Source organism: Neobacillus paridis, assembly GCF_016765675.1.
In the GTDB taxonomy this organism is placed as follows: Bacteria; Bacillota; Bacilli; order Bacillales; family Cytobacillaceae; genus Neobacillus; species Neobacillus paridis.
Window position 1 is genome coordinate 40,047 of sequence record NZ_JAESWB010000371.1, and the last position, 22,670, is coordinate 62,716.

Sequence of the window (22,670 nt, forward strand, 5' to 3'; positions counted from 1 at the left end):
AAGTTATAAGGGGTAATAAAAAGCAGGAGGCGAAATAGCTCCTGCTCTTTTACTCTTCTTATGAGGTTGTCGAGAACATATATTTTTTATAATGATAACGGATCGAAAAAATCAAGCCGATCGCCATAAAATTTCCCATTAACGAACTGCCCCCATAACTAATGAATGGAAGTGGAATCCCGGTAATTGGTAAAACGCCAATGGTCATACCGATATTTTGAAAGACGTGAAAGGTAATCATGCTGATCACCCCGACACAAATATACGTGTAGAAATGATTCTTCGTTTCCATGCCAACCTTCGTAATGTGGTAAATTAACAGGAAGAATAAACTGATTAAAACACTGGCGCCAATAAAGCCATATTCCTCACCGACGACGCTAAAAATAAAATCCGTTTGACTTTCCGGCAGATAGACATCGCGGTTGCCGATGCCTTTGCCGCTTGTCTGCCCGGAGCCAATTGCCAGCATCGATTTAATCAGCTGATAACCGGCTGAACTTTGATAATTATAAGGATCAAGCCAGGAATAAATCCGACCAAATTGATATTGCTTTACCCCCAGATACTTTTCCAGAATATCCGGGTTCCACAAAACAAAATAAAAGACCGTCCCCACCATCAGCACTCCGGCCAAAATACCCGGACCAATGATCTTCCAGGTAATCCCGGAGATAAAAATCATTCCGGCTAGTATGGCGAGAAAGACAAGTCCTGTTCCCAAGTCCTCTTTAACGATGAGCACAAGCGGTAGCATGGTGACAAGCCCCATTTTCGTTAACAGCCAGAAATCAGTTTGCAGCGTCTTCATGACATTTTTTTGCTGGTGATCATCAATCACGCGGGCTAATGCTAGAATCAGAAATATTTTCATAAACTCAGATGGCTGAATTGTCCCGATCCCGGGTAGTTGAAACCAGTTTTTCGAGCCATTGATTCTGGGAGCGATACTTTCCGGTGCCAAAATCAGCAAAATGAGCACGACAATTCCAGCCCCATAAACATACCATGTCAGCTTGCGCAATTGGTCTGAATCAAAATGCATTACCACTGCAACAATTACGCACCCTACCACATACCAGGCAATTTGCATCACTAAAAAGTTCCGATCATATTGTCCGCTTTGTTGGGCACTATAAATTGCCGCACAGCTGGCCAGGAACAAAAGCATTAATATTAAAACAAGACTGTAATCCAGTTTAGAAGTTGTGTTTTTATTGGATGTCATGATGTGTCTCCACCTTGATATAAAACTCGTACATTCCTCCATTATATTTTTAAAAGCAGCAAATCTCAACTTCCAACTAACATTTGGATTTATTTTACAAAGTGGTTTGCGCACTGTAAATGGAAGGTTGAATTAGCCGACATAGGAAAGTGTAAAATCTGGGGAAACTTTACACTCTCCTATTAACTAAAATAGATCCGCTTTAATTCCTCTGCCATCCATTCGAGATTGCTGGGCACCTGCGGCAGCCCATAGCCGATATACAGCGGCGTTGTCACAAAACGCGGCATCACCTTAGCGTAAATCTTGCCATTTAAATGATAGAAAAAGACATTATAGCTAGAAGTCTTGAATGGAAAATGATTCAAGATATAATGAACGGCGACTTGCAAATACTCCGAAAATCTTTCCTGATAGCAACTATCATCCATTTCGATATTAAATTCATAAAAGCCAACTCGCGGCCTTGTCGATAATGTGAAGCGCGGACCGTCTTTTTCTTCAGCCATCACAATTCCGGCAAACATTTCGGGGACAGCTGTGACGCTGTAGTCTAAATGATGGAGACCGACAATTTGCATATGAGGGTGGGCGATCGAACCTCCCGACAGCGGCCCGTGGTTTTTGAAAAACAGGACGGAGCGATACTTTCCGGTTTGCTCCATTTTCAGCCAATGCTTGATCCCAAACTGGATTAATCGGTGCAAATGTTCCTTGGAATAACTCGAAAGGTCGCCGTGACAATCATCCGTTTCGATTAACACGGTTTGATAAGCATTTTCCAAAACGGGGTATTTATTTTTCAAAAGAATGATCGGTCCATCAACAGCAATAATATTGGTCAGTTCATCTCTGGCGCAAAACGGGCAGGCTTGCTCTTTGTTACGGATACTTTCAGGTTTCTGTACACCAATCGACGTATTAAAGTAAAGATGTTTCGTTTCCAAAACGCTTATCCCCTTTCGCAAGTCTATAATCCTATTTTATGGGAGGATTGACTCCCATTGCACACATTTTGTTTTGATAATTTCATAGCCCGAGAGAATTTTGCATATCAATATGGTACAGGCATATACTTCATAAGAATGAGAGGGACGTTATGTTAACAAAACTGGAAGCACTGATTCTAGGAATCATTCAAGGAGTGACAGAATTTTTACCGATTTCCAGCACCGGGCATCTTTATTTGGGAAGAAATTTATTCGGCTTACAGGAAGCGGGATTGCTGCTTGATACGATGCTCCATGTGGGAACACTCATGGCCGTGTTTGTTTTTTACAAGGACGAATTTATCAAAATTCTCCGAAAGCCATTTAGTAAATTAACATTTTTACTAATCGTTGGTACGATTCCGGCAGTGGTCTTGGGTCTGGCGATGAAAGATTATATTGAGGATATATCGAAAACCGGGGTGACGATTGGCTGGGAATTCCTGCTGACAGGTCTTTTTCTTTGGCTTGCGGATTCGGCGAAAAATGGCTATAAGCGGATGGAGGATATCAGCTATAAGGATGCTTTGATTATCGGTTCGTTTCAGGCCGTTGCCATTTTGCCGGCCATTTCCCGCTCCGGAATGACGATTGTCGCCGCCCTCTGGCGCAAATTGGACCGGGAAACTGCCGCCTACTTTTCGTTTCTGTTATCGACGCCGGCCATTGTCGGGGCCATTGTGTTACAAACAACGGATCTGCTTGGCGGCGGCGGGGAGGAAATCTCGTTATCCGCCCTGCTTGTCGGGATCATCTCATCGGCTTTCTTCGGCTATATTGCCGTCAAATGGATGATTGGCTTTTTGAAAAAGCATTCCTTAAAGCCGTTCGCCATCTATGTCTGGGCATTAGGGTTGCTCGTCTTGTTTTTCCAGTTTACCGGGAAGTTTTAAGTACATGTTATGTTGGGTCCCCTTCCCTTTTGGGATTTACCCGTCTGTTTTCTGAATTTACCCGTCAAACCATTCACACTAGGAAAAATAATCTTAGAAAAGCGGCTCGAAAACATGTTCAAGCCGCTTCTTCTTTATTTTCCTGTTCGCTCATTTTAATTTAAAAATACCATATCCCCATTTTATTTGCTCACTATTACACAAGCCGCGACGTATAGGTGAACTTTAAGATTGCTTTTTAAAAACTTGGGACATACAATTTATTTATAAACAGCTGCTGGTTGGGGGGAGTTATCATGAAATATGCAGTGATTACCGGTGCTTCCAAAGGATTGGGTGAAGCCATCGCAAAAAGTCTAATCGCAAAACAGTTCGCTGTTGTTACCGTTTCGCGGACAGAAAACGAGAAACTGAAAATGATGGCACAAGAAAAAGGAACCAGCTATCAACATTTTTCCTGTAATCTCTCATTGGAAAGTGAAGTACAGGAAGTTTTTATGGAAATTACTCATCGCGTTTTTCAAAAAGAGCCGTCAGATATCTTTGTCTTTAATAATGCTGGCGTCATCGAACCGATTGCAACGGTCGGTCATTTGGATAAAACGCCGATTGACCGTAATATTACAGTGAATTTAACGGCACCCATCATGATTACCAATCTATTTTTACATAAAGCTCAGTTTAGCGACACAGCCGTTCACATTATAAATATTACATCTGGTGCCGCAGTTCGTCCGATTCAAGGCTGGAGTGTCTATTGCAGTGCCAAGGCGGGCTTAAATATGTTTACCCAAACGGTTGCCAGCGAACAGGCAGCGTTACAAACGAAGCATAGTATTATTGCCTTCAGCCCGGGGATCATGGATACAGACATGCAAGCAACCATTAGGTCATCCTCCGAAAAAGCATTTAAGGACCTGAAGAAATTTCAAGAATATCAGGAAAAAGGAATGCTGTTAAAGCCGGATATGGTAGCCAATGCCCTGATTGATTTGACACTCAGCGGGAATGTAGAAAGCGGAAAAATATACAATGTAAATGATTTGCTAAACTAATACTGAGTAAAAAAACTCGCCAATATCGAATCGGCGAGTTTTCTTTTCATTATTCATCTTTCTTCTTAATCGTATCGGTTAATTCGGCAATACTATTTTTCACATTGGATTTACCTGCATAGTTTTCGATCAACTCTTTGACATCAATACCGCTTGAAGCCTTTAATGATTCCTGGAGGCTTGTCATCAGGTTAGTGGCATAGCTAGTAATTTTGTTAGCCCCGCCATTTTCACCGGAACCGCCGCCAGTATCGACAACGGTAATTTTATCAATATTGGAAAGCGGCGCAGCCACTTGCTTCGCGTATTCAGGCAGCATTTTGATGACCATGTCGAGGATCGCTGCTTGACCGAACTGTTCGAAGGCCTCGGCGATTTTTTCCTTTGCTTCGGCTTCCGCCAGACCTTTCATCCGAATAACTTCTGCTTCGGAAAGACCTTGTGCCTTTTGTGCTTCCGCTTTGGCTAAACCGTCGATGCGAACCCGTTCCGCCTCGGCCTTCGCCATTGCTTCAATCCGGTATTTATTCGCTTCCGCCTCGGCCATTTGTTTCGCTTTTTCTGCGGCTGCAGACTGCTCAACAGCATAGCGGTCGGCATCGGCTTTTTTCTTCACTTCCGAATCATATTGGCGCTCACGGCGAAGAATTTCTTTTTCTTCGAGCTCGATTTGTTTTTGTCTTTCAATAATCTTAACTTGCATTTCCTGCTCGGTAACATCCTGCTTGGCCTTTGCACTTTCGAGGTCATAGGCCATATCGGCACGTGCCTTGGCAATGTCCTGTTCACGGCGGAACTCGGCAATCTTCAGCTGATTGACTTTTTCCGCTTCGGCAATTTCGGTTGCCCGTTCTAATTCGGAGCGCTTCGCTTCCTTGGCAGCTTCAGCCTTTTTAATTCGCGTTTCCTTTTCGGCTTCAGCTGTAGCAATATCGGCGTCACGTTTAACCTGGGCAATCCGCGGTTTACCGAGAGCGTCCAAGTAGCCGTTTTTATCACGGACATCTTTAATCGTAAACGAAACAATCACCAGACCCATTTTTGCGAGATCCTGTGAGGCCACGCGTTGAACCTCTTGAGAAAACTTATCGCGGTTTTTATATATTTCTTCAACGGTCATCGAACCAAGAATGGAACGCAAATGACCTTCTAAAACTTCTCTTGCTTCATTTTCCCGATCTTCCTTCGGTTTCCCAAGAAACTGCTCGGCGGCTGTGGCAATTTCGCCAATCGAACCGCCGATTTTGATAATCGCCACACCATCGGCCATAACCGGTACACCCTGTTCAGTATAAACTTCCGGGGTAGTGACTTCCAGTTTACTAGATAATAAACTTAACGGCTGTGCCTGTTGAAAAACCGGTAAAATAAAGCTCCCGCCACCGCGAATAATTTTAATTTTATTCCCGGCTTCATCGACATGGACATTTTTGTTTCCCAGGTAACTCCCGGTTACAATCAAGGCTTCGTCCGGACCAGCCGTTCTGTACTTTGTAATAAATACACCAATCAGGGCAATAAGAATAAGGGCAACGATCCCAATGACAATCCATACAAAACTAAATTCCATATTTTAGCCTCCTCTTCCTCTATATAAAACTTTCATTTTCTTGATGGACGGTTACTTGCAAGACACCATCCTTCACCTGGACCACCAGCACCCTTGTTCCATTAGCAATCTCTCCGCCATCAAAGCTTGATGCCGGTTTGGCAATTCTGCCGCTCGCGCTCTCAATTAACACCTCACCAAAACCATCAGCAGGGATCGGCGTGATCACGGTTCCAATCCGCCCCCGTAAATCCGATTCTTGATAGGCAAGAGATTCCTCAGCCGATGACATCGGTACTAAAACAAAAACATTTAACAAGGTTACCAGAATAAAAGCAATGACGGCTGAAATCGCTAAAATGAGTAGAGAATGCAGTGAAGATAAGCGTTCAAATAAGTAGCCGCTGGCGGAAAGAATGGTCATAAAGGCAAATACAAGGACAGGATTTAAAAAGTGTAACCCCCCATCACCGGTGTCAACATGCAGCACATCGGCAAATAAAACATAAATAAACGTTAAAATGCCCGAAATAATCAGACCATACAAGTAAACTGTTACGATCGGCACGCCAAATAGTTCCATACGCATCATCCCTTTATCATGATAGGCAAGAAATACAACGGAAAGTGCAGAATGGGCTTCAAACCTTAATAATCCATCGCATCCATCCCTTCTGTTTTAAAAAAGTTATGTATGATAAATATACGGATTAAAGAAGGAAAGGTTTCAATTTTCCTAATTCCAGTATATCTGATTTATGCCAGCCCGGGGGTACTTTTTCCTGATTTCCAATTTTTTTATTTTATGGAAACTCGCCGACTGGCGAGTCCTTAAGGATGGTTCGTGAAGCGTAGTTGAATTTCCTATTAGCTAACAAAATGCAGTAATAAGAATAAGCCTCGAGCTATTGAGTTGTCAGGCGAAGGGCTGTTTGTTAATTGAAATAATGGATAAACTTAAATTTCTAAAGGGATTAAGGTTTTATCATCGTTCGAATCGACCCATAGACTAACGTACTATCAAAGTTATCTTTACTGATTTTATAGGGAGTTGGGAAAGCAATAACTTGAAAATTTGAATTTTCTTTTACAAATGGAAGCTTAAACTTAAAAATTTTTCTTTCACCAGGATTGACAGATACATTACCTACTAATTCATTATTTATAAAAGGTACTTGTTTCCAATTACTTAAAGCGATCATATTATAGGCCTCTTTTTCCTTACTAATATTTCCAATTGATACAAAGATGTTTTCACCACTATTTGCTGTAGGAAGAATATTTAGTTGCTCTTTTTGTTTACTAATAAACAAAGTATCATATCAACCTATTATTTCCTAAAATTCAATATTTTTTACAGTAATTTAATTTTTAAATGGGAATCTTATGGATAAATAGGGAGCAGAATTATTATTTCCTTATTGCGAAAATGGGTGAATTTTGAAATAATTTAATGAAACATTGCATTAATCAGGGGAGTAAAAAATGCGACATATTAAAGGCTGCTGCTTAATTATCATTTTCAGTTTGTTGTTAACAGGGTGCGCAGGTGTAGAAAAAGTAAAATCTGTATCAAAAGAAAAATCTCCATCAAATATGAAAATAACCATTGATTCATATAATATGAATGAAAAAGAAAACCTGCTTATTAGCAAGACTGGTGTAGGACATATTGAATTTTTCAAGCTGAATGGCATCCCGAATGAAGATGCAGATTTGCAATTTTCAGTAGAGGTATATGAAAATGGGAAGTTTAAAGAAGAGTTGCTAAAGACTTGGGATGAGCTTGGAACAAAATATAAAGACAGCTTCGTTTCCTTTGGAATAAGTGACACCGGAAATAAAGCCCATTCTTTAAAACTGATATCTGGGATACCATCTGGACTTGCTTCAACAACGTATTCAAATAACATGACATCTTTTTCTTTCAGTAAGCTAATAGGAGAAAAAGTTACTTTAAAGAAAAATAAACCTATTTATTTAGCAGCGTGGGCAGGAACTACAAAAAACGGACTGAGTTCTGTTGGGGGAGAAAATGGAGAACTCCCCAAAGGTATTAAAGACACTGAGCTTGCTTTTTTATACAAAGTTGTATGGACAGATAAAGCAAAGAAATAACTTCTGTTATAGTAAACAAACGCGAGCGATTACTGAGTAACACTGATGCTAGAGTAAATATAGACACAGATTGTTATAATAAATATATCAACTATAACGGGAGCCCACCAAACAAAACTTTTATCGGAAGATGTAAACTATTCCCTTTTTCATACTATTCCGTAAGGCTACGCAATTTATCAGAAACCTTTAAAACAAGGACCTGTTAAATTTTAATGTTGATAATTGCGATTAAGTAAGGGAAACCCCATTTTTTAGGGTTTCCTTTGTTCTTGTGTGTCTTTATTTTTTAACTTCATAGTGTAGTTCAACGAATTGATTGAAGTTCCTTACACCTTTCAATGAGAGGTTTAATGGATAATCTCCTTCTCTAAACAGAGGAATTCCTGTTCCTAGTAAAATTGGGGCAACTTTAATGATGAATTCATCAACCAATTTATTTTTTATAAAAGAATGTAACAATTCTCCTCCACCAACAACCCAAATGTTTCTTCCTTCTTGATTTTTAAGTTTATTGGTGAAATGAACCGCATCTTCATTAATAAATTTTACATCTTCCTTATCATCAAGAGAAGACCTTGTAAATACATAACATTCTTTGTTTTTATATGGGAGTTCTTTTATACCTTGTTTCATTACCCAATCGTAGGTCCTTTTACCAAATAAAATCGTATCTACCGTTTCATAAAATTCAGAATAACCGTTATCTCCTTCACCTTCAACTTTGAATAGCCAATCAAGAGATTCATCTTTTGTAGCGATATACCCATCTAAACTTGTTGAAATAAATAATACTAATTTTCGTTTTTTACCCATAAAATCCCCCTCTAATTTAGAATGAATGTTCAAGTATTTCGTTGGTTGAATCAGAACTATACATTGAATTTTGATAGTCGCAAACTGTCATATGTGTCAGTCATTTCAAATACTGGAGAGGTTTCAAATATTAACAATATTCTTTAACAGAGCCTAAAAAAAAGCAAGCAATCGGCTCGATTAACTTGCTTCACTGTTTTTTCTAACTGGTTTATCCTGGATTTGGTTCAGGCCTTGTTGTTGATTTTTTTGCTCAGGCAGTTCCCGCTCCGCCGCCTCATGAACGTTCAAAAAGTAGTAGCCTTTTAGGATATAATAGAAGCCCAGTGTTTTAAAAATATGACCGATAAAATGATCAATATCATACACGCTTTTATAAATGGTAAAAACTAATTCCATTAACAGTAAAAAGACAAACGCTAAAGCAACGGATAATTTTTCTTCACCTTTTTCTACATGATATTGATATAAGGTTATCAGCAAACAAATAAATTCAATGAAAGTAATCCCATACTCCATTGCATTTTTTAACATGGTTGTGCCTTTTCCTTCAACCATCAGCAACGGCAGTTGTTTCTCAAAATAGAATACAATCAATCCGATGGAACAAACGATTAAGATCCCTAATACCAGAGCGCCAAGGCGATAATCCCTTTTGAGTCTGCGCTCAGGAATAATTAGCACAAGCAGCATCAGAACAGCTTGAATCACCCTTGCGATCACCCAAAACCAGGTCGCTTTTGCAACGGAACTTTCTGAAATGAAGTAAGGCATGCCTTTGAAGGATAAGGTATGGAGCAAGTCAATTGATCCTACGAGGAAGAAGGTGATCGCTAAGAGCAGCATTTGGCTCGATCTTGTCTGCTGATAACTTTTAAGTCCGTAAATGAAAACGGCAGCCGAGATGCATATACTGATACATTCTAAAAGGATATGGATTCCCACGTAATTTTCAGGGTTATAGAGAACGCTTATCGGTGATTGGAACAGATGGACCATCATCAAAAGAACAATGGCTGCGACGGAGTAAATGATAAATTTCCCTTCGGTTAGGTGAGTCTTCATGTATTCACCTCCCTTTCTATATTTTTAATTCTTATTATAGAACGCTTTAACAGTCCATGACGGGTGAGGTTGTTGCAATTTTATGAACCTTTTATAAAGAAAAGTTCAAGCTTTTCTTTATTCGTCGCGAACCAGTAAAAAAGAGACTGCCTCATGCGGCAATCTCTCTTCTTCCATTATTTCCACCATTCATCAAACATTGTGGCAGGCATGCGACGCTTGTGCTCAGTTATAAGATAGCGCTTTTCAATTTTAGCAGCTACTTCCGCCGGGACCTGCTTTCCTTCCAGATAATCATCCAGTTCATCATAGGAAATTCCTAATTCTGTTTCATCCGCCTGTCCCGGCTTTTCATCCAACAGGTCCGCCGTTGGGACTTTCAGATAGAGCAGTTCTTCAGCCCCGAGTTCTTTTAACAAAGCCCTCCCTTGACGCTTCGTTAATCCCGTTAACGGGGTAATGTCTGCCCCGCCATCGCCATATTTTGTATAAAACCCGGTAACCGCTTCGGCTGCATGATCGGTGCCGACGACAAGCAGGCCAGCCATCCCAGCAACGGCATACTGGGCGATCATTCTCATTCTTGCTTTTACATTTCCCTTTTGATAATCACTCAAAGGCTGGCTGGTTGTCATTAGATTATATTCCTTTTGCAGCTCATCTACGGCTGTTTTAATATTAAATACTACTTCTTGGTCAGCCTTGATAAAGGCCAATGCCCGTTTGGCGTCCTCTTCATCCTGCTGCCGTCCATACGGCAGTCTCACAGCAATAAAAACAGCATCCGTCCCTGCCTGGCGCAGCTCTTCCACTGCCAGCTGTACCAGCCGTCCTGCCAAAGTGGAATCCTGACCGCCGCTGATCCCTAAAACATATCCTTTTGCCTTTGTCTTCCATAAATAATTTTTCAGAAAATCAATTCGCTTGCGAATTTCTTCCTTCGGTTGAATCGTGGAAGAGACATGTAAATCCCTCATTATTTGTGCTTGTAAACTCATTTTGACCCCTCCTGTTTTTCCTTATCTATTAATGTACCATAGTTGATGAAAAACGACTGACCCAAAAACTTCTCAGGCCCCCCTAATTTTTAGCCTGAGGGATGCCTGAGAAGTTTATTGTAATTTTTGCAGTTTTCTTCGTTCCGGTGCATGTGGCGGCTTTTGTGCCCAACCGCGTTCAACCATTAGCTTAAAACCTCTTGCTGTATAGGCTAAGACCTCCAGACTGTATTTTTGATAATAAGCCGTAAGGTCGGTTCTCAGAGATAAGGACAATGCATGACCAATTAAGGTAATATCAATCCCATTCAATAAATTGAAAAGAGTCACAATAAGCCGGTCGGAGAACGGATTGACCGTTGCCGTCGTTACTTCCATAGACGTAGAGACATTCCCCAATAGTTCCTCCCTCATAAGGATATCGTTAAAGGTATTGATTTGCTTTTCAGAGATTCTTTTCCCATCAGCAATATATTGATGGATTTCTTTGTCCTTCACAACCTGAAGCAACCCCGTACAAAGTAATACTGAAAGATAATTCCGTTCCGTATTAAAAAAGATTTCCGTGATTTCCGTTACATTTAAGGGCCGCTTTTTACCAAAACCGCTAATATAAGAGAATTTATCCACATATTCTACCTTTTCAGGATAAGGCACCATAGGTGGCCTGTCATATATTCCTTTTGCCAGCATCAGTTTTGTCGATTTTTTGTATAAATCAGCCATTTGCTGCAGCATCGTCACAAAAAAATCCAGTACATCTTTACGCGCAACATTCGAGGTAATAAAACCCGTGTTAATCATGGAGAAGCGGCTGATGCAATAGACTAAACTAACAGCGAACATGTCATAAAATAATGGTGGGGCGGTCAAATCAAGATCTTTTTCGGAAAAGCCATCAGGGAGCGGGATCCCTTCTGATTGAAATATATCGGTCATTTTTTTGATAAATTCAGAGGATGAAGCAAGCGCATCTTGGAGCAGCTTGGCAACTTCTTCATCCTTATTATGATGTAAAAAGTAGGTCAGCAGGCAAACGGACAGATTCTCTTGAAGATAGACTTCCCATAAACCGGAGATTTCCGCACTCGACAATCTAATACTGCGCTCGACCATTCATAATCCTCCCCTAAAACATCTATAAGACTAGATTCCCAAAATAGGGGGTAAATTATTCAAATAAAAAATGGGATCAGCGTAAAAATCACGACGATCCCATTTTTCATTCTGTCATCTATTCGCTTTCTGTTACTTCGAGGATATCTAAAAAGAAAACAAACACGGGAATCCCAATGATTAAACCCCATACTCCAAAAAAGTGTTCGCCAAAAATCAAGACGATAAATGTATAAAAAACCGGGAGATTTGTTTTCGAACTCATTAAATTTGGATTTAATATATAGGCCTCAATCCCATGGATGACGGCAATGGCCAGGCCGACATAGAGCACCTTCATGATTCCGCCAATACTATAGGCAATAATCACAAGCGGAATTAATGAAATGATGACCCCGGCAACGGGAATCAAGCCTAAAACAAAGACCATAATGGATAAACCGCCAAGCTGAGGAAAATCAAGCAGCCACAATGAAATCGTCGTAAGAATACAGTTCACAACGGCAATAATCAATTGCGCTTCAATGACTTTCCCAAAGGTTCTAACGAATTTTCGAGCAAAATATTCAATTTCGACATAAATCGATGAAATTTTGCTCGTTTTAAATTTCTTGGTAAATTCAATTAATCTTGGCTTTTCAAGCAGGCAAAATAAACTAAGCAACAGAGCTAACAGAATTTGCAAGCCAACTTTACTAATGCCGCTAAAGGACTTTAATAAGTAAGTAACCCCTTGCTCCAAATAGCTTGAAATATTGATTTCCTCTATTCGAGTCACGATATAATTCAAGACGATATTGTCATGCTTGGCTGTATAAAAATCAGTCAATTGGATGATTAATGCCCTAATTTCACCAGCAATCATCGGCAAATACATAATTAACCCGTATGAAAGCAGGCCGACAATACTGGAATAACAAATCACCACCAGCAATTTTCGATTAAGGGGAATTTTCTTTTGGATGAATTGAACTAGCCGATCCATTAGAAAAGTAAAAATAAAGGTGAGTAAAATTAAATTGATCATCGACCTCATGGCATATAAAACAAGGGCAATAATGGCAAAAATTAAAATCCGTTTAAGTGAACTGCTCTGCATTAATTTATTGATCATAGACAATTATCGGTCCTCATTATTTTCAGAATAGAAAGTATTTTAACTCCTGTATATTATAGCAAATATACCGCTGTTTTGTCCTTTATGACACCTTATTGTAGCTACTTTTGTTTAAATTGAAAAGGCGTCATGGAGCTATTAATCGCATGACTTTTATAGCCATTCTTTGTTAAAAAGTCAAGTAGTTTTGGTAAGTTTGCCAGGGTTTCCTTCCGTTCATGCAAGAGAATCACAATCGGTTCCTGATGATGTTCGATTCTCCTCAACTGCTCGATCACGCTGGTTACATAGCGGCCGTCTTTGAAATACCAATCTTTACTATCGATGTTCCAATCCCACATCGAATAACCCTTTTCAATGACAGCTTTCCGATATTCCGGTGTCATCCGCGGTACACTGCCATACGGGGTTCTTATTAAATAGGAATCAACACCTGAGATTTCTTTTAAAGTGTTGCGATTTTGTTCTAATTCACCTAACACGGAATGTACTGAGGCATAAAACCGTTTGACGTCATGAGAGACACTATGAAGCCCGACAGCTTCACCTGACTTCACCATTAATTTAGCTGCTTCAGGAAACCGGCGAATATTTCCGTCAATCATAAAAAATGTCGCTTTAAAATGATGCTTATCTAACAGTTCAATGATATCACCGGAAAAAGGAGACGGTCCATCATCAAATGTTAAATAAACCACTTTATTCTTGGGTTCGTCTCTTCCTGATTTGTTTACTTTGTGTTCGGACACGATTGTTTTGGATTCTTTCTTTACAGGTGGAGGAGTAGCTTTATCCTTAGTGGCAGACGGTGCCGCGGCTGTATCTTGAGTCGTTTTTGATGGCACTTTTCTAATCTCTTTTACATTTTCCCTCGCAAGCGCCTGATCTTGCTGCTTTGGAATCCATTCCTTATCTTGTCTTTCATCCCTTATTTTTTGTTTTGACACATCTGGTTTGGCCTTCTTCATGACAGGGTGCTCGGCAATTTCCGTTTTTGGTTGATTCATAGGCTTGCTCGCCGCATTTGCCTGAAAATAGTTTGTAATCGAAATTCCGGCAAACACAACTCCAATCACAATGATTAGGCTTAAAGACCAGATTGACCAAATGCGCCTAAATTTCTCATTCATAAGATCCCTCTCTGCTGCTGTTTTTATTTTCCCCTTTATCACCATTATAGACGATATTGCCTTTAAAATGTTTCAAATGTATTAAAAAAATTACAATTCTATTAAAAAGGTAAAAAAACTCAGGTGATAGATTTCTCTCTATCATTCTCCTATTTTATTTTACTAAAATGGAAGGAAAATGGTAACCTTTAAAAAGAAATAGTACATGATTTAATTTTTGAAATTGAAGAAAAATGGTGAATCCTCGCAATTGTTAATCTCGCCATAGTGAAAATGTTCACCATTTATCCATGTAAATTTTAAACAAATTGGATTATCATATATATATACTAAAATGAAAGCGAGTTCGCTTTATGAATCGAGAGATGCGATTACAGCTTATTACTCAATTGATCTCTAAATACGAAGTAAGCACGCAGGACGAGCTACAAAAACTGCTTTTGGAAAAGGGACTGAAGGTAACCCAAGCAACCATTTCCCGGGATATTCATGCCTTGCAGCTGATCAAAGTACCAACTAAAGACGGTGGCTTTAAGTACAGCTTTAAAGTGGACCAAGAATATATCATATCAGAAAAATTAAAGCACAAGCTGCGCGACGCCCTTGTGAACATGGAAGCGATCAACTACTTTGTGGTCATTAAAACGCTGCCTGGACATGCCCATTCCTTTGGGGCGTTGTTTGACTCAATGGACCTGGAAGGAAAAGCTGGAACCATTTGTGGTAATGATACCTGCTTAATCATCTGCCGCTCTCCTGAGGAAGCCATTCATATTCAACAGCAAATTGACTTGCTAAATCATTAATTAGGTTAACCTAGAAAGGGGTAACAAAATTGCTAAATTCAGCAGTCTTACAAATGGATGTACTTTCTGATTTGCAGCAGTTTCCCAATTTAAAATTACTCCCAGCCAAAACATTACAAAAGTATATTCCTTATTTTTATTTTCGTTCTTACAAAAAAAATCAACGCCTTTTTATGGAAGGTGATCCGCGCGATAAAATCTTCTTCTTATTGGATGGCTATGTTATGTATGAAAATAGTAATGAAGATGGCAGCATTCACTATATTGACTATGTAAAAAAGAACCAAATGTTTCCTTACTGCGGTATTTTCAACGATCCGTGCTATAAAAACACGGCGATTGCCGCTACCGATATCATGGTTTATTTTGTGCCAACACCTATACTCGAAGAGATGCTTAAGTCCAGTGCAAAGACATTAATCCATACCATTTCAAAACTCTCTACCATTCTCGAACTTCACCAACAGCGGATGCAACAAATCATCGTACCGAATGCCCAGGAAAGAGTCCTTCATGCCCTTAAGTTCTTGATGGAAGACCTTGGTGAAATCAGTGAACATGAACTTATGATCCCTTGCCCGCTTACTGCCGCAAATATATCGAAAATTTCCGGCACCACAAGGGAAACAGTCAGCTTGATTATGAATCAATTAAAAAGAGAAGGAATTATCTCCGTTAAAGAGAAAAAGATTTGCTTTCATCAGCCAGATTATTTTGATGATCTTTAAGGAAATACTTAAGAAGGGGTCAGCAACTACTGCACTAACCCATTCGTTGTGCAATAGGCTGGCCTTTTAATTTTTACATATAAGGATGGTAATAATGGAAAACAAAGAAAATAATCTAGGTATTTTGGCATTAATTGCCCTAGTCATTGGTTCACAGATCGGCGGCGGCGTATTTAATGTTGCTTCTGATTTAGCAGCAGGGGCAAATGCCGGCGCAATTATCATTGGCTGGATCATTACAGGAATTGGCATGATCGCATTAGTTTTTACCTTTCAAAATTTAACCAATAAACGGCCGGATTTAGATGGCGGAATCTACAGTTTTGCCAAGGCAGGTTTTGGCAGCTATTTTGGATTTAACTCTGCCTGGGGTTATTGGCTGTCTGTCTGGCTCGGAAACGTCGCCTTTTTAACCCTGCTGTTCAGTGCGATCGGCTATTTTCTACCGATATTCAATGGCGCTAATCTCGTTTCCGTGCTGGGGGCTTCTATTTTCCTTTGGTTATTAATTTTCTTTATCTCCAGAGGAATTCAAACCGCGGCCATCATGAATATCGTTGTGACGATTGCGAAGCTCATCCCGATCTTTTTATTCATTGTCATTGCCCTGTTTGCGTTTCATTTTCATACCTTCACATTAGATTTTTGGGGTGGCACGTCATTTAACCTAGCAAACGTTATGACCCAAACGAAAAGTACGATGCTCGTCACACTATGGGTTTTTACCGGAGTAGAAGGGGCTGTTGTTTTATCACGCCGGGCCCGGAAGAAAAAGGACGTTGGCCGAGCGACGGTCATCGGCTTAATGTCCACCTTAACGATTTATATTTTAATCTCCTTATTATCCTTGGGTGTCATGACCCGAGGGGAACTTTCAAGTCTAAAAAGCCCTTCGATGGCATATGTTCTGGAAAGTATCGTGGGTCCTTGGGGGGCCATGTTTATTAATCTTGGCTTGATTATCTCGTTACTGGGGGCTCTGCTTGGCTGGACTTTATTTTCTGCAGAAATTCCATATCTGGCAGGAAAAGATGGAACGTTCCCGAAATTTTTCACGAAGGAAAATAAGCATAATGTTCCCACGAACTCCCTTATTTTCACGGGACTTTTGATTCAAATATTCCTTCTAACCTTGTTAATTTCCGATAAGCCTTACCAGTTTGCTTTTTCGATGGCCAGTTCGACCATCTTAGTGCCTTACCTTTTTTCGGCTTTATATCAAGTGAAGTACAGCTGGCAGCATAAAGAAACAAAACAAATAATTATTGGTATCATTGCTTCTATCTATAGTTTTTGGATCTTATATGCAGCAGGGGTGACCTATTTATTATTGACATCGATATTATATTCACTGGGTACTCTCATTTTCTTATACGCCGCCAAAGAAAAGCAGCAGAAAGCGTTTAAACCATTTGAACTCTTATGGGCATGTCTCTTTATTCTGTTTGCCATTATTGCAATCATCATGCTAGCAACAGGAAAAATTCAAATATAGTTAAAAAGGTTGGCAATTTGCCAACCTTTCTTCTATTACTAATCGTTTTAATTTTGCGAATTCATCTTTGTCATTTGTGTGACATCCGTTGGTTATTCAATTATTTCCTTTAAAAATCAATATTTTTTATGAATATATTCATAAGTATGCAAATCCCCTTATACAAACAACAAAAAAATGTAATGAATTTAACAGTTTAATTGTGAAGAGGCAAACAAAATTTTTCTTGCACATTGCCTAAAATAAAGTTGTAGCAAGGAAGTTAATAAAAAGGAGGAAGAAAGATGAGCAGTATTCAAGAGACGACACGCGAGAGAGAAACAACCAAATTAAGTCATCCGATCAATGTCACATCAGAAATTGGTACTTTAAAAACCGTTCTATTGAAACGGCCTGGAAAAGAAGTTGAAAACCTAGTGCCAGAGTATTTACAACGGCTATTATTCGACGACATTCCATATCTACCAATTATCCAAAGAGAACATGACTACTTTGCCGAGACATTAAAAAATCGAGGCGTAGAAGTACTATACCTCGAAAAATTAGTTTCTGAAACACTCAATAATTCAGAACTAAAAAATCAATTTGTTGATGACATTTTACGCGAAAGCAACGCAAATGTCAATGGTGCTGGAAAAGCATTAAAAGAATATTTATTGTCATTCTCAACCCCAGATATGGTTGATAAAATCATGAGCGGTGTCCTCAAAAAGGAAATCGAAACGAGCAAGAAGACCCGTTTATACGAGTTAATGGAAGACCATTATCCATTTTATTTGGATCCAATGCCAAACCTTTATTTCACTCGTGACCCTGCAGCAAGTATGGGCAATGGTTTAACGATTAATAAAATGCGTGAGCCTGCACGCCGCCGTGAATCTTTATTTATGGAATATATTATTAAACATCATCCAAGATTTGCCGGTCATGATGTTCCAGTTTGGCTAGATCGTGATTATGAATTCCCAATTGAAGGTGGAGACGAACTTATTTTAAGTAATGAAGTCATTGCTATTGGGGTTTCTGCACGTACATCTGCAAGAGCAATTGAAAAACTGGCTCTTAATCTATTTAAAAAGAACAGCTCCTTCAAGAAAGTTCTAGCTGTTGAGATTCCTAAGAGCCGTGCCTTCATGCACCTAGATACCGTCTTTACAATGGTAGACTATGACAAGTTTACGATTCACCCAGCTATTCAAGGACCAGAAGGCAACATGAACGTATACATCCTTGAAAAAGGTCCGGATGAAGACCATGTTAATATCACACATCGCAACAACCTTCAAGAAGCTTTAAAAGAAGCTCTTGGACTCAGCGAGCTGATCCTTATCCCTTGCGGTGGCGGTGATGAAATTGCTGCTGCCCGTGAACAATGGAATGACGGTTCCAACACATTGGCCATTGCCCCAGGTGTTGTTGTGACATATGACCGCAACTACATTTCGAATCAATTGTTACGTGAGCACGGAATTGAGGTCATTGAAGTCTTAAGCTCGGAATTATCCCGTGGCCGTGGGGGCCCTCGCTGCATGAGCATGCCAATTGTTCGTGAGGATCTTCGTAAGTAATTTGTTTGATAGGAGAGATTAAATATGGAAGCAACTGTATCTAAATTACACGGAAGAAGCTTTCTTCGTGAAATGGATTTTACAAAAGAAGAATTTGTATCTTTTATCGATTTAGCAATGAAATTAAAAGACGAGAAAAAACGGGGCATCAAACACCGTTATTTAGAAGGTAAAAATATTGCATTGTTATTTGAAAAACCATCTACTCGTACACGCTGTGCCTTCACAGTTGCTTGTATTGATCTTGGTGCACATCCTGAATATTTAGGAAAAGACGATATCCAATTAGGTAAAAAAGAATCAATCGAAGACACAGCAAAAGTATTAGGCCGCATGTTTGATGGGATTGAATTCCGTGGCTTTGAACACAAAAAGGTAGAAATGCTGGCTGAACATTCCGGCGTTCCGGTTTGGAATGGTTTGACTGACCAATGGCATCCAACCCAAACACTTGCTGACTTCTTAACAGTAAAAGAAAACTTTGGCCATCTTGAAGGCATCAAGTTTGTCTATGTTGGCGACGGCCGTAACAACGTTGCTAACAGCTTGCTTGTTGGCGGTGCCCTTGTTGGAATGGACGTACGGATTTGTTCTCCTGAGTCATTATTCCCAGCTAATGACATTGTGGAATTAGCAGAAAACTTAGCAAAACAATCTGGCGGTCGTGTAACCATCACCAGCGATGTTGCAGAAGGCGTTGCTGATGCCGATGTAATTTATACTGACGTATGGGTATCTATGGGTGAAGAAGATAAATTTGCTGAAAGAATTGCGCTTCTATCTCCATATCAAGTCAACATGGAAATGATCAAAAAGACAGGCAATGACAATGTAATTTTCTTACACTGCCTACCTGCTTTCCATGATCTAGAAACAAAGTATGGCCGTGATATTCATGAAAAACATGGTCTTCCTGAAATGGAAGTAACTGATGAAGTATTCCGCAGCAAACATTCAAAAGTATTTGACCAAGCTGAAAACAGAATGCATACCATCAAAGCCGTCATGGCCGCAACTCTTGGCAAATTAGATTAATTTCTTTAATGCAGGAGAAGGAGTCTGTCTCCCTCTCCTTTCTTTAGTTATCTATAAAATATTGTTTCTGAAGGAACATCCCTTCCTTCTTATCAGTATATTTACGACCCGGAGGTTTATACTATGAAAAATAAAAAAGTTGTTATTGCCTTAGGCGGAAATGCCATCCAATCCGGAGATGCAACCGCTGCTGCCCAACAACAGGCACTTGAAAAAACTGCGAGACAATTAGTTGATTTTATCGCTCAGGGAATTGATATCATTATTTCCCACGGTAACGGCCCTCAGGTCGGAAATATTTTACTACAGCAGGCTGCCGCTGATTCTGTTAAAAACCCAGCTATGCCGCTTGATACATGTGGTGCGATGAGCCAAGGCATGATTGGGTACTGGATGCAAAATGCAATGGAAAAAGCATTAAAAGAGCGCGGTATCCAAAAGGATGTAGCAACCGTTGTTACTCGTGTCGTTGTCGATCAAAAGGATCAGGCATTCAGCAATCCAACAAAGCCAATTGGGCCATTCTACAGTGAAGAAGAAGCTAAAAGAATTGCTGAAGAAACCGGTGCCAGCTTTAAAGAAGATGCCGGTCGCGGCTGGAGAAGAGTTGTTCCTTCACCTAAACCTGTCAGCATAAAAGAACATGCCGTTATCAATTCTCTCGTTGAACAGGGACATATTGTTATTTCTGTCGGCGGCGGCGGCATTCCTGTGATTGAAACGGAAGCTGGAGTTACTGGCGTTGAGGCTGTTATTGATAAAGACTTTGCTTCCGAAAAGCTTGCTGAGCTTGTTGGTGCAGATGCGTTAATCATTTTAACAGCAGTTGATAATGTTTATATCGATTTTAATAAACCAACTCAAAAGAAACTTGAAGATGTCACCATTGATGAATTAAATGCTTACATCGAGGCTGGTCATTTTGCAGCCGGCAGCATGCTTCCGAAGGTTGAAGCAGCGATCCAATTTGCGAAAACCAACCCTGAACGCAAAACCATCATTACTTCATTAGATCAAGCATTTAACGCGCTAAACGGCACAGCTGGAACAGTCGTTTCCATGCATGGGGCCCCAGTTATCGCTTAAAATTATTGATTTGGAGTAGTCATTCCAATCGAGCTCCATTTACTTCGGAGCTCCTTGGATACTCCTTTCCATAAACAAATATTATAATCATCAAAGCAGTAATAGCGGCTACGCTATCGTAAGCGCTGACTATTCCCTGTGGTATCAGACACCTTCAAATTGTCACAATAAATGAAAACTCGCCTATTGGCGGGCCCTTAAGGACGAAGACAGAGCACAATTGAATTTATCCATCCTATTAGCTTAAAGAAGGACAGACATCATGGGGATGGCAGCATAACTTCCTTAAAGAAATGAAGGTGTTCACTTGGAAAATGAAAAAAAACTTGGTTTGATTTCGCTCATTGCCTTGGTCATTGGTTCGATGATCGGCGGTGGAGCGTTTAATATCGCTTCTGATATGGCCTCAGGGGCCAGTGCCGGAGCGGTCATACTTGGCTGGATTATCACTGGAATCGGGATGATCACCTTAGGGTTTTCATTTCAGAATTTAACCAATAAACGGCCTGATTTAGAAGGCGGTGTCTTTAGTTATGCCAAAGCAGGTTTCGGTAATTATTGGGGATTCAATTCAGCCTGGGGGTATTGGTTGTCAGCATGGCTAGGTAATATTGCATTTTTAACACTTTTATTTAGTGGAATTGGCTATTTTATACCGATATTTAACGGAGGAAATGTTGCTTCGATTATCGGCGCTTCCATAATTCTTTGGCTCATGCACTTTCTCATCTTACGGGGCGTTCAATCAGCAGCACTGGTAAATCTAGTTGTTACCATTGGTAAGCTTGTGCCGATTTTCCTCTTCATCATCATTGTCATTTTTGCCTTTAATATCGATACCTTTAGCCTCGATTTCTGGGGGAAGAATGGTTTTCATCTTTCCGATGTATTGAGTCAAACAAAGAGTACCATGCTTGTTACCCTTTGGGTGTTTATTGGGATCGAAGGGGCAGTTGTTCTGTCAAGTAGAGCCCAGAATATGAAAGATGTCGGAAAAGCGACGGTCATTGGTTTACTTTCCACCTTGGTTATTTACGTGTTGATTTCCTTGTTATCCTATGGAATTATGTCACAGGCAGAACTGGCAAATTTAAAGAGCCCTTCTATGGCTTATGTATTAAAAGAAGTTGTCGGCCCTTGGGGAGCAGCGATCGTCAATTTAGGGTTAATCGTTTCCCTCTTAGGTGCTTTATTAGGGTGGACACTATTGGCTGCTGAGTTGCCTTATGTCGCAGCAAAAGATGGAATTTTACCAAAATATTTTGCTAAAGAAAATAAGAATAAGGCACCAGTAAATTCGTTAATTATTACCAATGTGTTGGTGCAATTATTCTTGCTTACTTTGTTAATTTCCGACAAACCATACCAATTCGCCTATTCGTTAGCCAGTTCGGCAATTTTAGTACCCTATCTTTTCTCTGCTCTCTATCAAGTGAAATATAGCAGCCAGCAAAAGGATACCAAGCAAATGGTCATTGGTATTATTGCTTCCATCTATGGGGTATGGCTGTTATATGCAGCAGGGCTTAGTTATTTAGTGCTAACTTCATTGTTGTATGCAATTGGAATCTTGGTCTTTCGATATGCCCAAAAGGAAAATGGCCAGAAGACATTTAAAACCTTTGAACTGGTCTGGGCGATTATTTTCATCATCCTTGCGATTGTCGCTATTATCATGTTAGCAACAGGACAAATCAATATTTAGGACCAGAAAAGCGGAAGCGCCTTGGTCAGCGGCGTATGGCCTCCTCGAAAAAGCTATCGCTTTTCCTTCGTGCGATGCAAATGCTGTCGAAGCCTTCCTTGTGGAGCGCTCCAACTGAGATAAAGGAAACACGAAGAGCCAAGTAACTACCTGAAAATGCTTCCTAGGCTTTG

The 22,670-nt window shown here is 40.0% G+C and carries 21 protein-coding genes; 10 read left to right on the forward strand and 11 right to left on the reverse strand.

The features are described from left to right. Nucleotides 1-58 precede the first annotated feature (58 nt). Nucleotides 59-1,228: an FtsW/RodA/SpoVE family cell cycle protein gene (locus tag JK635_RS22275; protein WP_202656125.1), complete on the reverse strand. Its 1,170-nt coding sequence runs from the start codon at nucleotides 1,226-1,228 to the stop codon at nucleotides 59-61. A 182-nt stretch (nucleotides 1,229-1,410) separates the two neighbouring features. Next, nucleotides 1,411-2,175, reverse strand: a complete 765-nt coding sequence (locus JK635_RS22280) for a DUF4931 domain-containing protein (RefSeq protein ID WP_202656126.1) — start codon at nucleotides 2,173-2,175, stop codon at nucleotides 1,411-1,413. Between the two features lie 152 nt (nucleotides 2,176-2,327). On the opposite strand from JK635_RS22280, the gene JK635_RS22285 reads away from it, so the two are divergent. Both JK635_RS22285 and JK635_RS22290 read left to right on the forward strand, forming a co-directional pair. Next, complete coding sequence (locus JK635_RS22285; RefSeq protein WP_202656127.1) at nucleotides 2,328-3,110, forward strand: undecaprenyl-diphosphate phosphatase; 783 nt, start codon at nucleotides 2,328-2,330, stop codon at nucleotides 3,108-3,110. A gap of 296 nt (nucleotides 3,111-3,406) precedes the next feature. Then, nucleotides 3,407-4,165, forward strand: a complete 759-nt coding sequence (locus tag JK635_RS22290; RefSeq protein WP_202656128.1) for a (S)-benzoin forming benzil reductase — start codon at nucleotides 3,407-3,409, stop codon at nucleotides 4,163-4,165. A gap of 49 nt (nucleotides 4,166-4,214) precedes the next feature. Here the strand turns inward: JK635_RS22290 and floT are convergent, their stop codons facing one another. The 3 genes from floT to JK635_RS22305 form a co-directional block, all read right to left on the reverse strand. Next, nucleotides 4,215-5,735, reverse strand: coding sequence for a flotillin lipid rafts scaffold protein FloT (gene floT / locus JK635_RS22295; protein ID WP_202656129.1), 1,521 nt, complete (start codon nucleotides 5,733-5,735; stop codon nucleotides 4,215-4,217). 19 nt (nucleotides 5,736-5,754) lie between these two features. After that, on the reverse strand, nucleotides 5,755-6,297 hold the full coding sequence (locus JK635_RS22300) for an NfeD family protein (RefSeq protein ID WP_202656130.1): 543 nt from the start codon (nucleotides 6,295-6,297) through the stop codon (nucleotides 5,755-5,757). 391 nt (nucleotides 6,298-6,688) lie between these two features. Then, on the reverse strand, nucleotides 6,689-7,027 hold the full coding sequence (locus tag JK635_RS22305; RefSeq protein WP_202656131.1) for a hypothetical protein: 339 nt from the start codon (nucleotides 7,025-7,027) through the stop codon (nucleotides 6,689-6,691). A 172-nt stretch (nucleotides 7,028-7,199) separates the two neighbouring features. Between JK635_RS22305 and JK635_RS22310 the strand changes: the two genes are divergently transcribed. Beyond that, on the forward strand, nucleotides 7,200-7,832 hold the full coding sequence (locus JK635_RS22310) for a YgaN family protein (protein WP_202656132.1): 633 nt from the start codon (nucleotides 7,200-7,202) through the stop codon (nucleotides 7,830-7,832). Between the two features lie 282 nt (nucleotides 7,833-8,114). On the opposite strand, the gene JK635_RS22315 is transcribed toward JK635_RS22310, so the two are convergent. The 6 genes from JK635_RS22315 to JK635_RS22340 form a co-directional block, all read right to left on the reverse strand. Then, a complete protein-coding gene (locus JK635_RS22315; RefSeq protein WP_202656133.1) occupies nucleotides 8,115-8,648 on the reverse strand; it encodes a dihydrofolate reductase family protein in 534 nt (177 codons plus the stop codon). A 180-nt stretch (nucleotides 8,649-8,828) separates the two neighbouring features. Next, nucleotides 8,829-9,713: a membrane-associated sensor domain-containing protein gene (locus JK635_RS22320; protein ID WP_202656134.1), complete on the reverse strand. Its 885-nt coding sequence runs from the start codon at nucleotides 9,711-9,713 to the stop codon at nucleotides 8,829-8,831. Between the two features lie 176 nt (nucleotides 9,714-9,889). Next, nucleotides 9,890-10,711: an NAD(+) synthase gene (gene nadE, locus JK635_RS22325; RefSeq protein WP_202656135.1), complete on the reverse strand. Its 822-nt coding sequence runs from the start codon at nucleotides 10,709-10,711 to the stop codon at nucleotides 9,890-9,892. A gap of 114 nt (nucleotides 10,712-10,825) precedes the next feature. Next, on the reverse strand, nucleotides 10,826-11,827 hold the full coding sequence (locus JK635_RS22330) for a DUF3231 family protein (protein WP_202656136.1): 1,002 nt from the start codon (nucleotides 11,825-11,827) through the stop codon (nucleotides 10,826-10,828). Between the two features lie 118 nt (nucleotides 11,828-11,945). After that, nucleotides 11,946-12,941, reverse strand: a complete 996-nt coding sequence (locus JK635_RS22335) for an AI-2E family transporter (RefSeq protein WP_202656322.1) — start codon at nucleotides 12,939-12,941, stop codon at nucleotides 11,946-11,948. A 104-nt stretch (nucleotides 12,942-13,045) separates the two neighbouring features. Then, nucleotides 13,046-14,074: a polysaccharide deacetylase family protein gene (locus JK635_RS22340; RefSeq protein WP_202656137.1), complete on the reverse strand. Its 1,029-nt coding sequence runs from the start codon at nucleotides 14,072-14,074 to the stop codon at nucleotides 13,046-13,048. Between the two features lie 353 nt (nucleotides 14,075-14,427). Here JK635_RS22340 and argR point away from each other — a divergent pair, with 353 nt between their 5' ends. The 7 genes from argR (at nucleotide 14,428) to arcD (JK635_RS22375) (ending at nucleotide 22,497) form a co-directional block, all read left to right on the forward strand. Then, entirely contained in the window at nucleotides 14,428-14,880 is a 453-nt protein-coding gene (gene argR / locus JK635_RS22345) for an arginine repressor (protein ID WP_202656138.1), read from the forward strand. Between the two features lie 29 nt (nucleotides 14,881-14,909). Continuing rightward, entirely contained in the window at nucleotides 14,910-15,608 is a 699-nt protein-coding gene (locus JK635_RS22350) for a Crp/Fnr family transcriptional regulator (RefSeq protein ID WP_202656139.1), read from the forward strand. A gap of 94 nt (nucleotides 15,609-15,702) precedes the next feature. Further along, nucleotides 15,703-17,103, forward strand: a complete 1,401-nt coding sequence (gene arcD / locus JK635_RS22355) for an arginine-ornithine antiporter (RefSeq protein WP_202656140.1) — start codon at nucleotides 15,703-15,705, stop codon at nucleotides 17,101-17,103. A 284-nt stretch (nucleotides 17,104-17,387) separates the two neighbouring features. Continuing rightward, nucleotides 17,388-18,671 (forward strand): arginine deiminase, encoded by a 1,284-nt coding sequence (arcA, locus tag JK635_RS22360; RefSeq protein ID WP_202656141.1) that lies wholly within the window; start codon nucleotides 17,388-17,390, stop codon nucleotides 18,669-18,671. A gap of 24 nt (nucleotides 18,672-18,695) precedes the next feature. Next, nucleotides 18,696-19,706 (forward strand): ornithine carbamoyltransferase, encoded by a 1,011-nt coding sequence (gene argF, locus JK635_RS22365; RefSeq protein ID WP_202656142.1) that lies wholly within the window; start codon nucleotides 18,696-18,698, stop codon nucleotides 19,704-19,706. Between the two features lie 123 nt (nucleotides 19,707-19,829). After that, a complete protein-coding gene (arcC, locus tag JK635_RS22370) occupies nucleotides 19,830-20,792 on the forward strand; it encodes a carbamate kinase (RefSeq protein ID WP_202656143.1) in 963 nt (320 codons plus the stop codon). 307 nt (nucleotides 20,793-21,099) lie between these two features. Further along, on the forward strand, nucleotides 21,100-22,497 hold the full coding sequence (arcD, locus tag JK635_RS22375; protein WP_202656144.1) for an arginine-ornithine antiporter: 1,398 nt from the start codon (nucleotides 21,100-21,102) through the stop codon (nucleotides 22,495-22,497). Nucleotides 22,498-22,670: the final 173 nt, after the last annotated feature.

Bases quoted from the DNA above. Each gene is read 5' to 3' on its own strand.
- JK635_RS22275 (WP_202656125.1), bottom strand. From the start codon at position 1,228: ATGACATCCAATAAAAACACAACTTCTAAACTGGATTACAGTCTTGTT.
- JK635_RS22285 (WP_202656127.1), top strand. From the start codon at position 2,328: ATGTTAACAAAACTGGAAGCACTGATTCTAGGAATCATTCAAGGAGTG.
- JK635_RS22290 (WP_202656128.1), top strand. From the start codon at position 3,407: ATGAAATATGCAGTGATTACCGGTGCTTCCAAAGGATTGGGTGAAGCC.
- floT (WP_202656129.1), bottom strand. From the start codon at position 5,735: ATGGAATTTAGTTTTGTATGGATTGTCATTGGGATCGTTGCCCTTATT.
- JK635_RS22300 (WP_202656130.1), bottom strand. From the start codon at position 6,297: ATGGAACTATTTGGCGTGCCGATCGTAACAGTTTACTTGTATGGTCTG.
- JK635_RS22310 (WP_202656132.1), top strand. From the start codon at position 7,200: ATGCGACATATTAAAGGCTGCTGCTTAATTATCATTTTCAGTTTGTTG.
- JK635_RS22315 (WP_202656133.1), bottom strand. From the start codon at position 8,648: ATGGGTAAAAAACGAAAATTAGTATTATTTATTTCAACAAGTTTAGAT.
- JK635_RS22320 (WP_202656134.1), bottom strand. From the start codon at position 9,713: ATGAAGACTCACCTAACCGAAGGGAAATTTATCATTTACTCCGTCGCA.
- nadE (WP_202656135.1), bottom strand. From the start codon at position 10,711: ATGAGTTTACAAGCACAAATAATGAGGGATTTACATGTCTCTTCCACG.
- JK635_RS22330 (WP_202656136.1), bottom strand. From the start codon at position 11,827: ATGGTCGAGCGCAGTATTAGATTGTCGAGTGCGGAAATCTCCGGTTTA.
- JK635_RS22335 (WP_202656322.1), bottom strand. From the start codon at position 12,941: ATGATCAATAAATTAATGCAGAGCAGTTCACTTAAACGGATTTTAATT.
- JK635_RS22340 (WP_202656137.1), bottom strand. From the start codon at position 14,074: ATGAATGAGAAATTTAGGCGCATTTGGTCAATCTGGTCTTTAAGCCTA.
- argR (WP_202656138.1), top strand. From the start codon at position 14,428: ATGAATCGAGAGATGCGATTACAGCTTATTACTCAATTGATCTCTAAA.
- arcD (WP_202656140.1), top strand. From the start codon at position 15,703: ATGGAAAACAAAGAAAATAATCTAGGTATTTTGGCATTAATTGCCCTA.
- arcA (WP_202656141.1), top strand. From the start codon at position 17,388: ATGAGCAGTATTCAAGAGACGACACGCGAGAGAGAAACAACCAAATTA.
- argF (WP_202656142.1), top strand. From the start codon at position 18,696: ATGGAAGCAACTGTATCTAAATTACACGGAAGAAGCTTTCTTCGTGAA.
- arcC (WP_202656143.1), top strand. From the start codon at position 19,830: ATGAAAAATAAAAAAGTTGTTATTGCCTTAGGCGGAAATGCCATCCAA.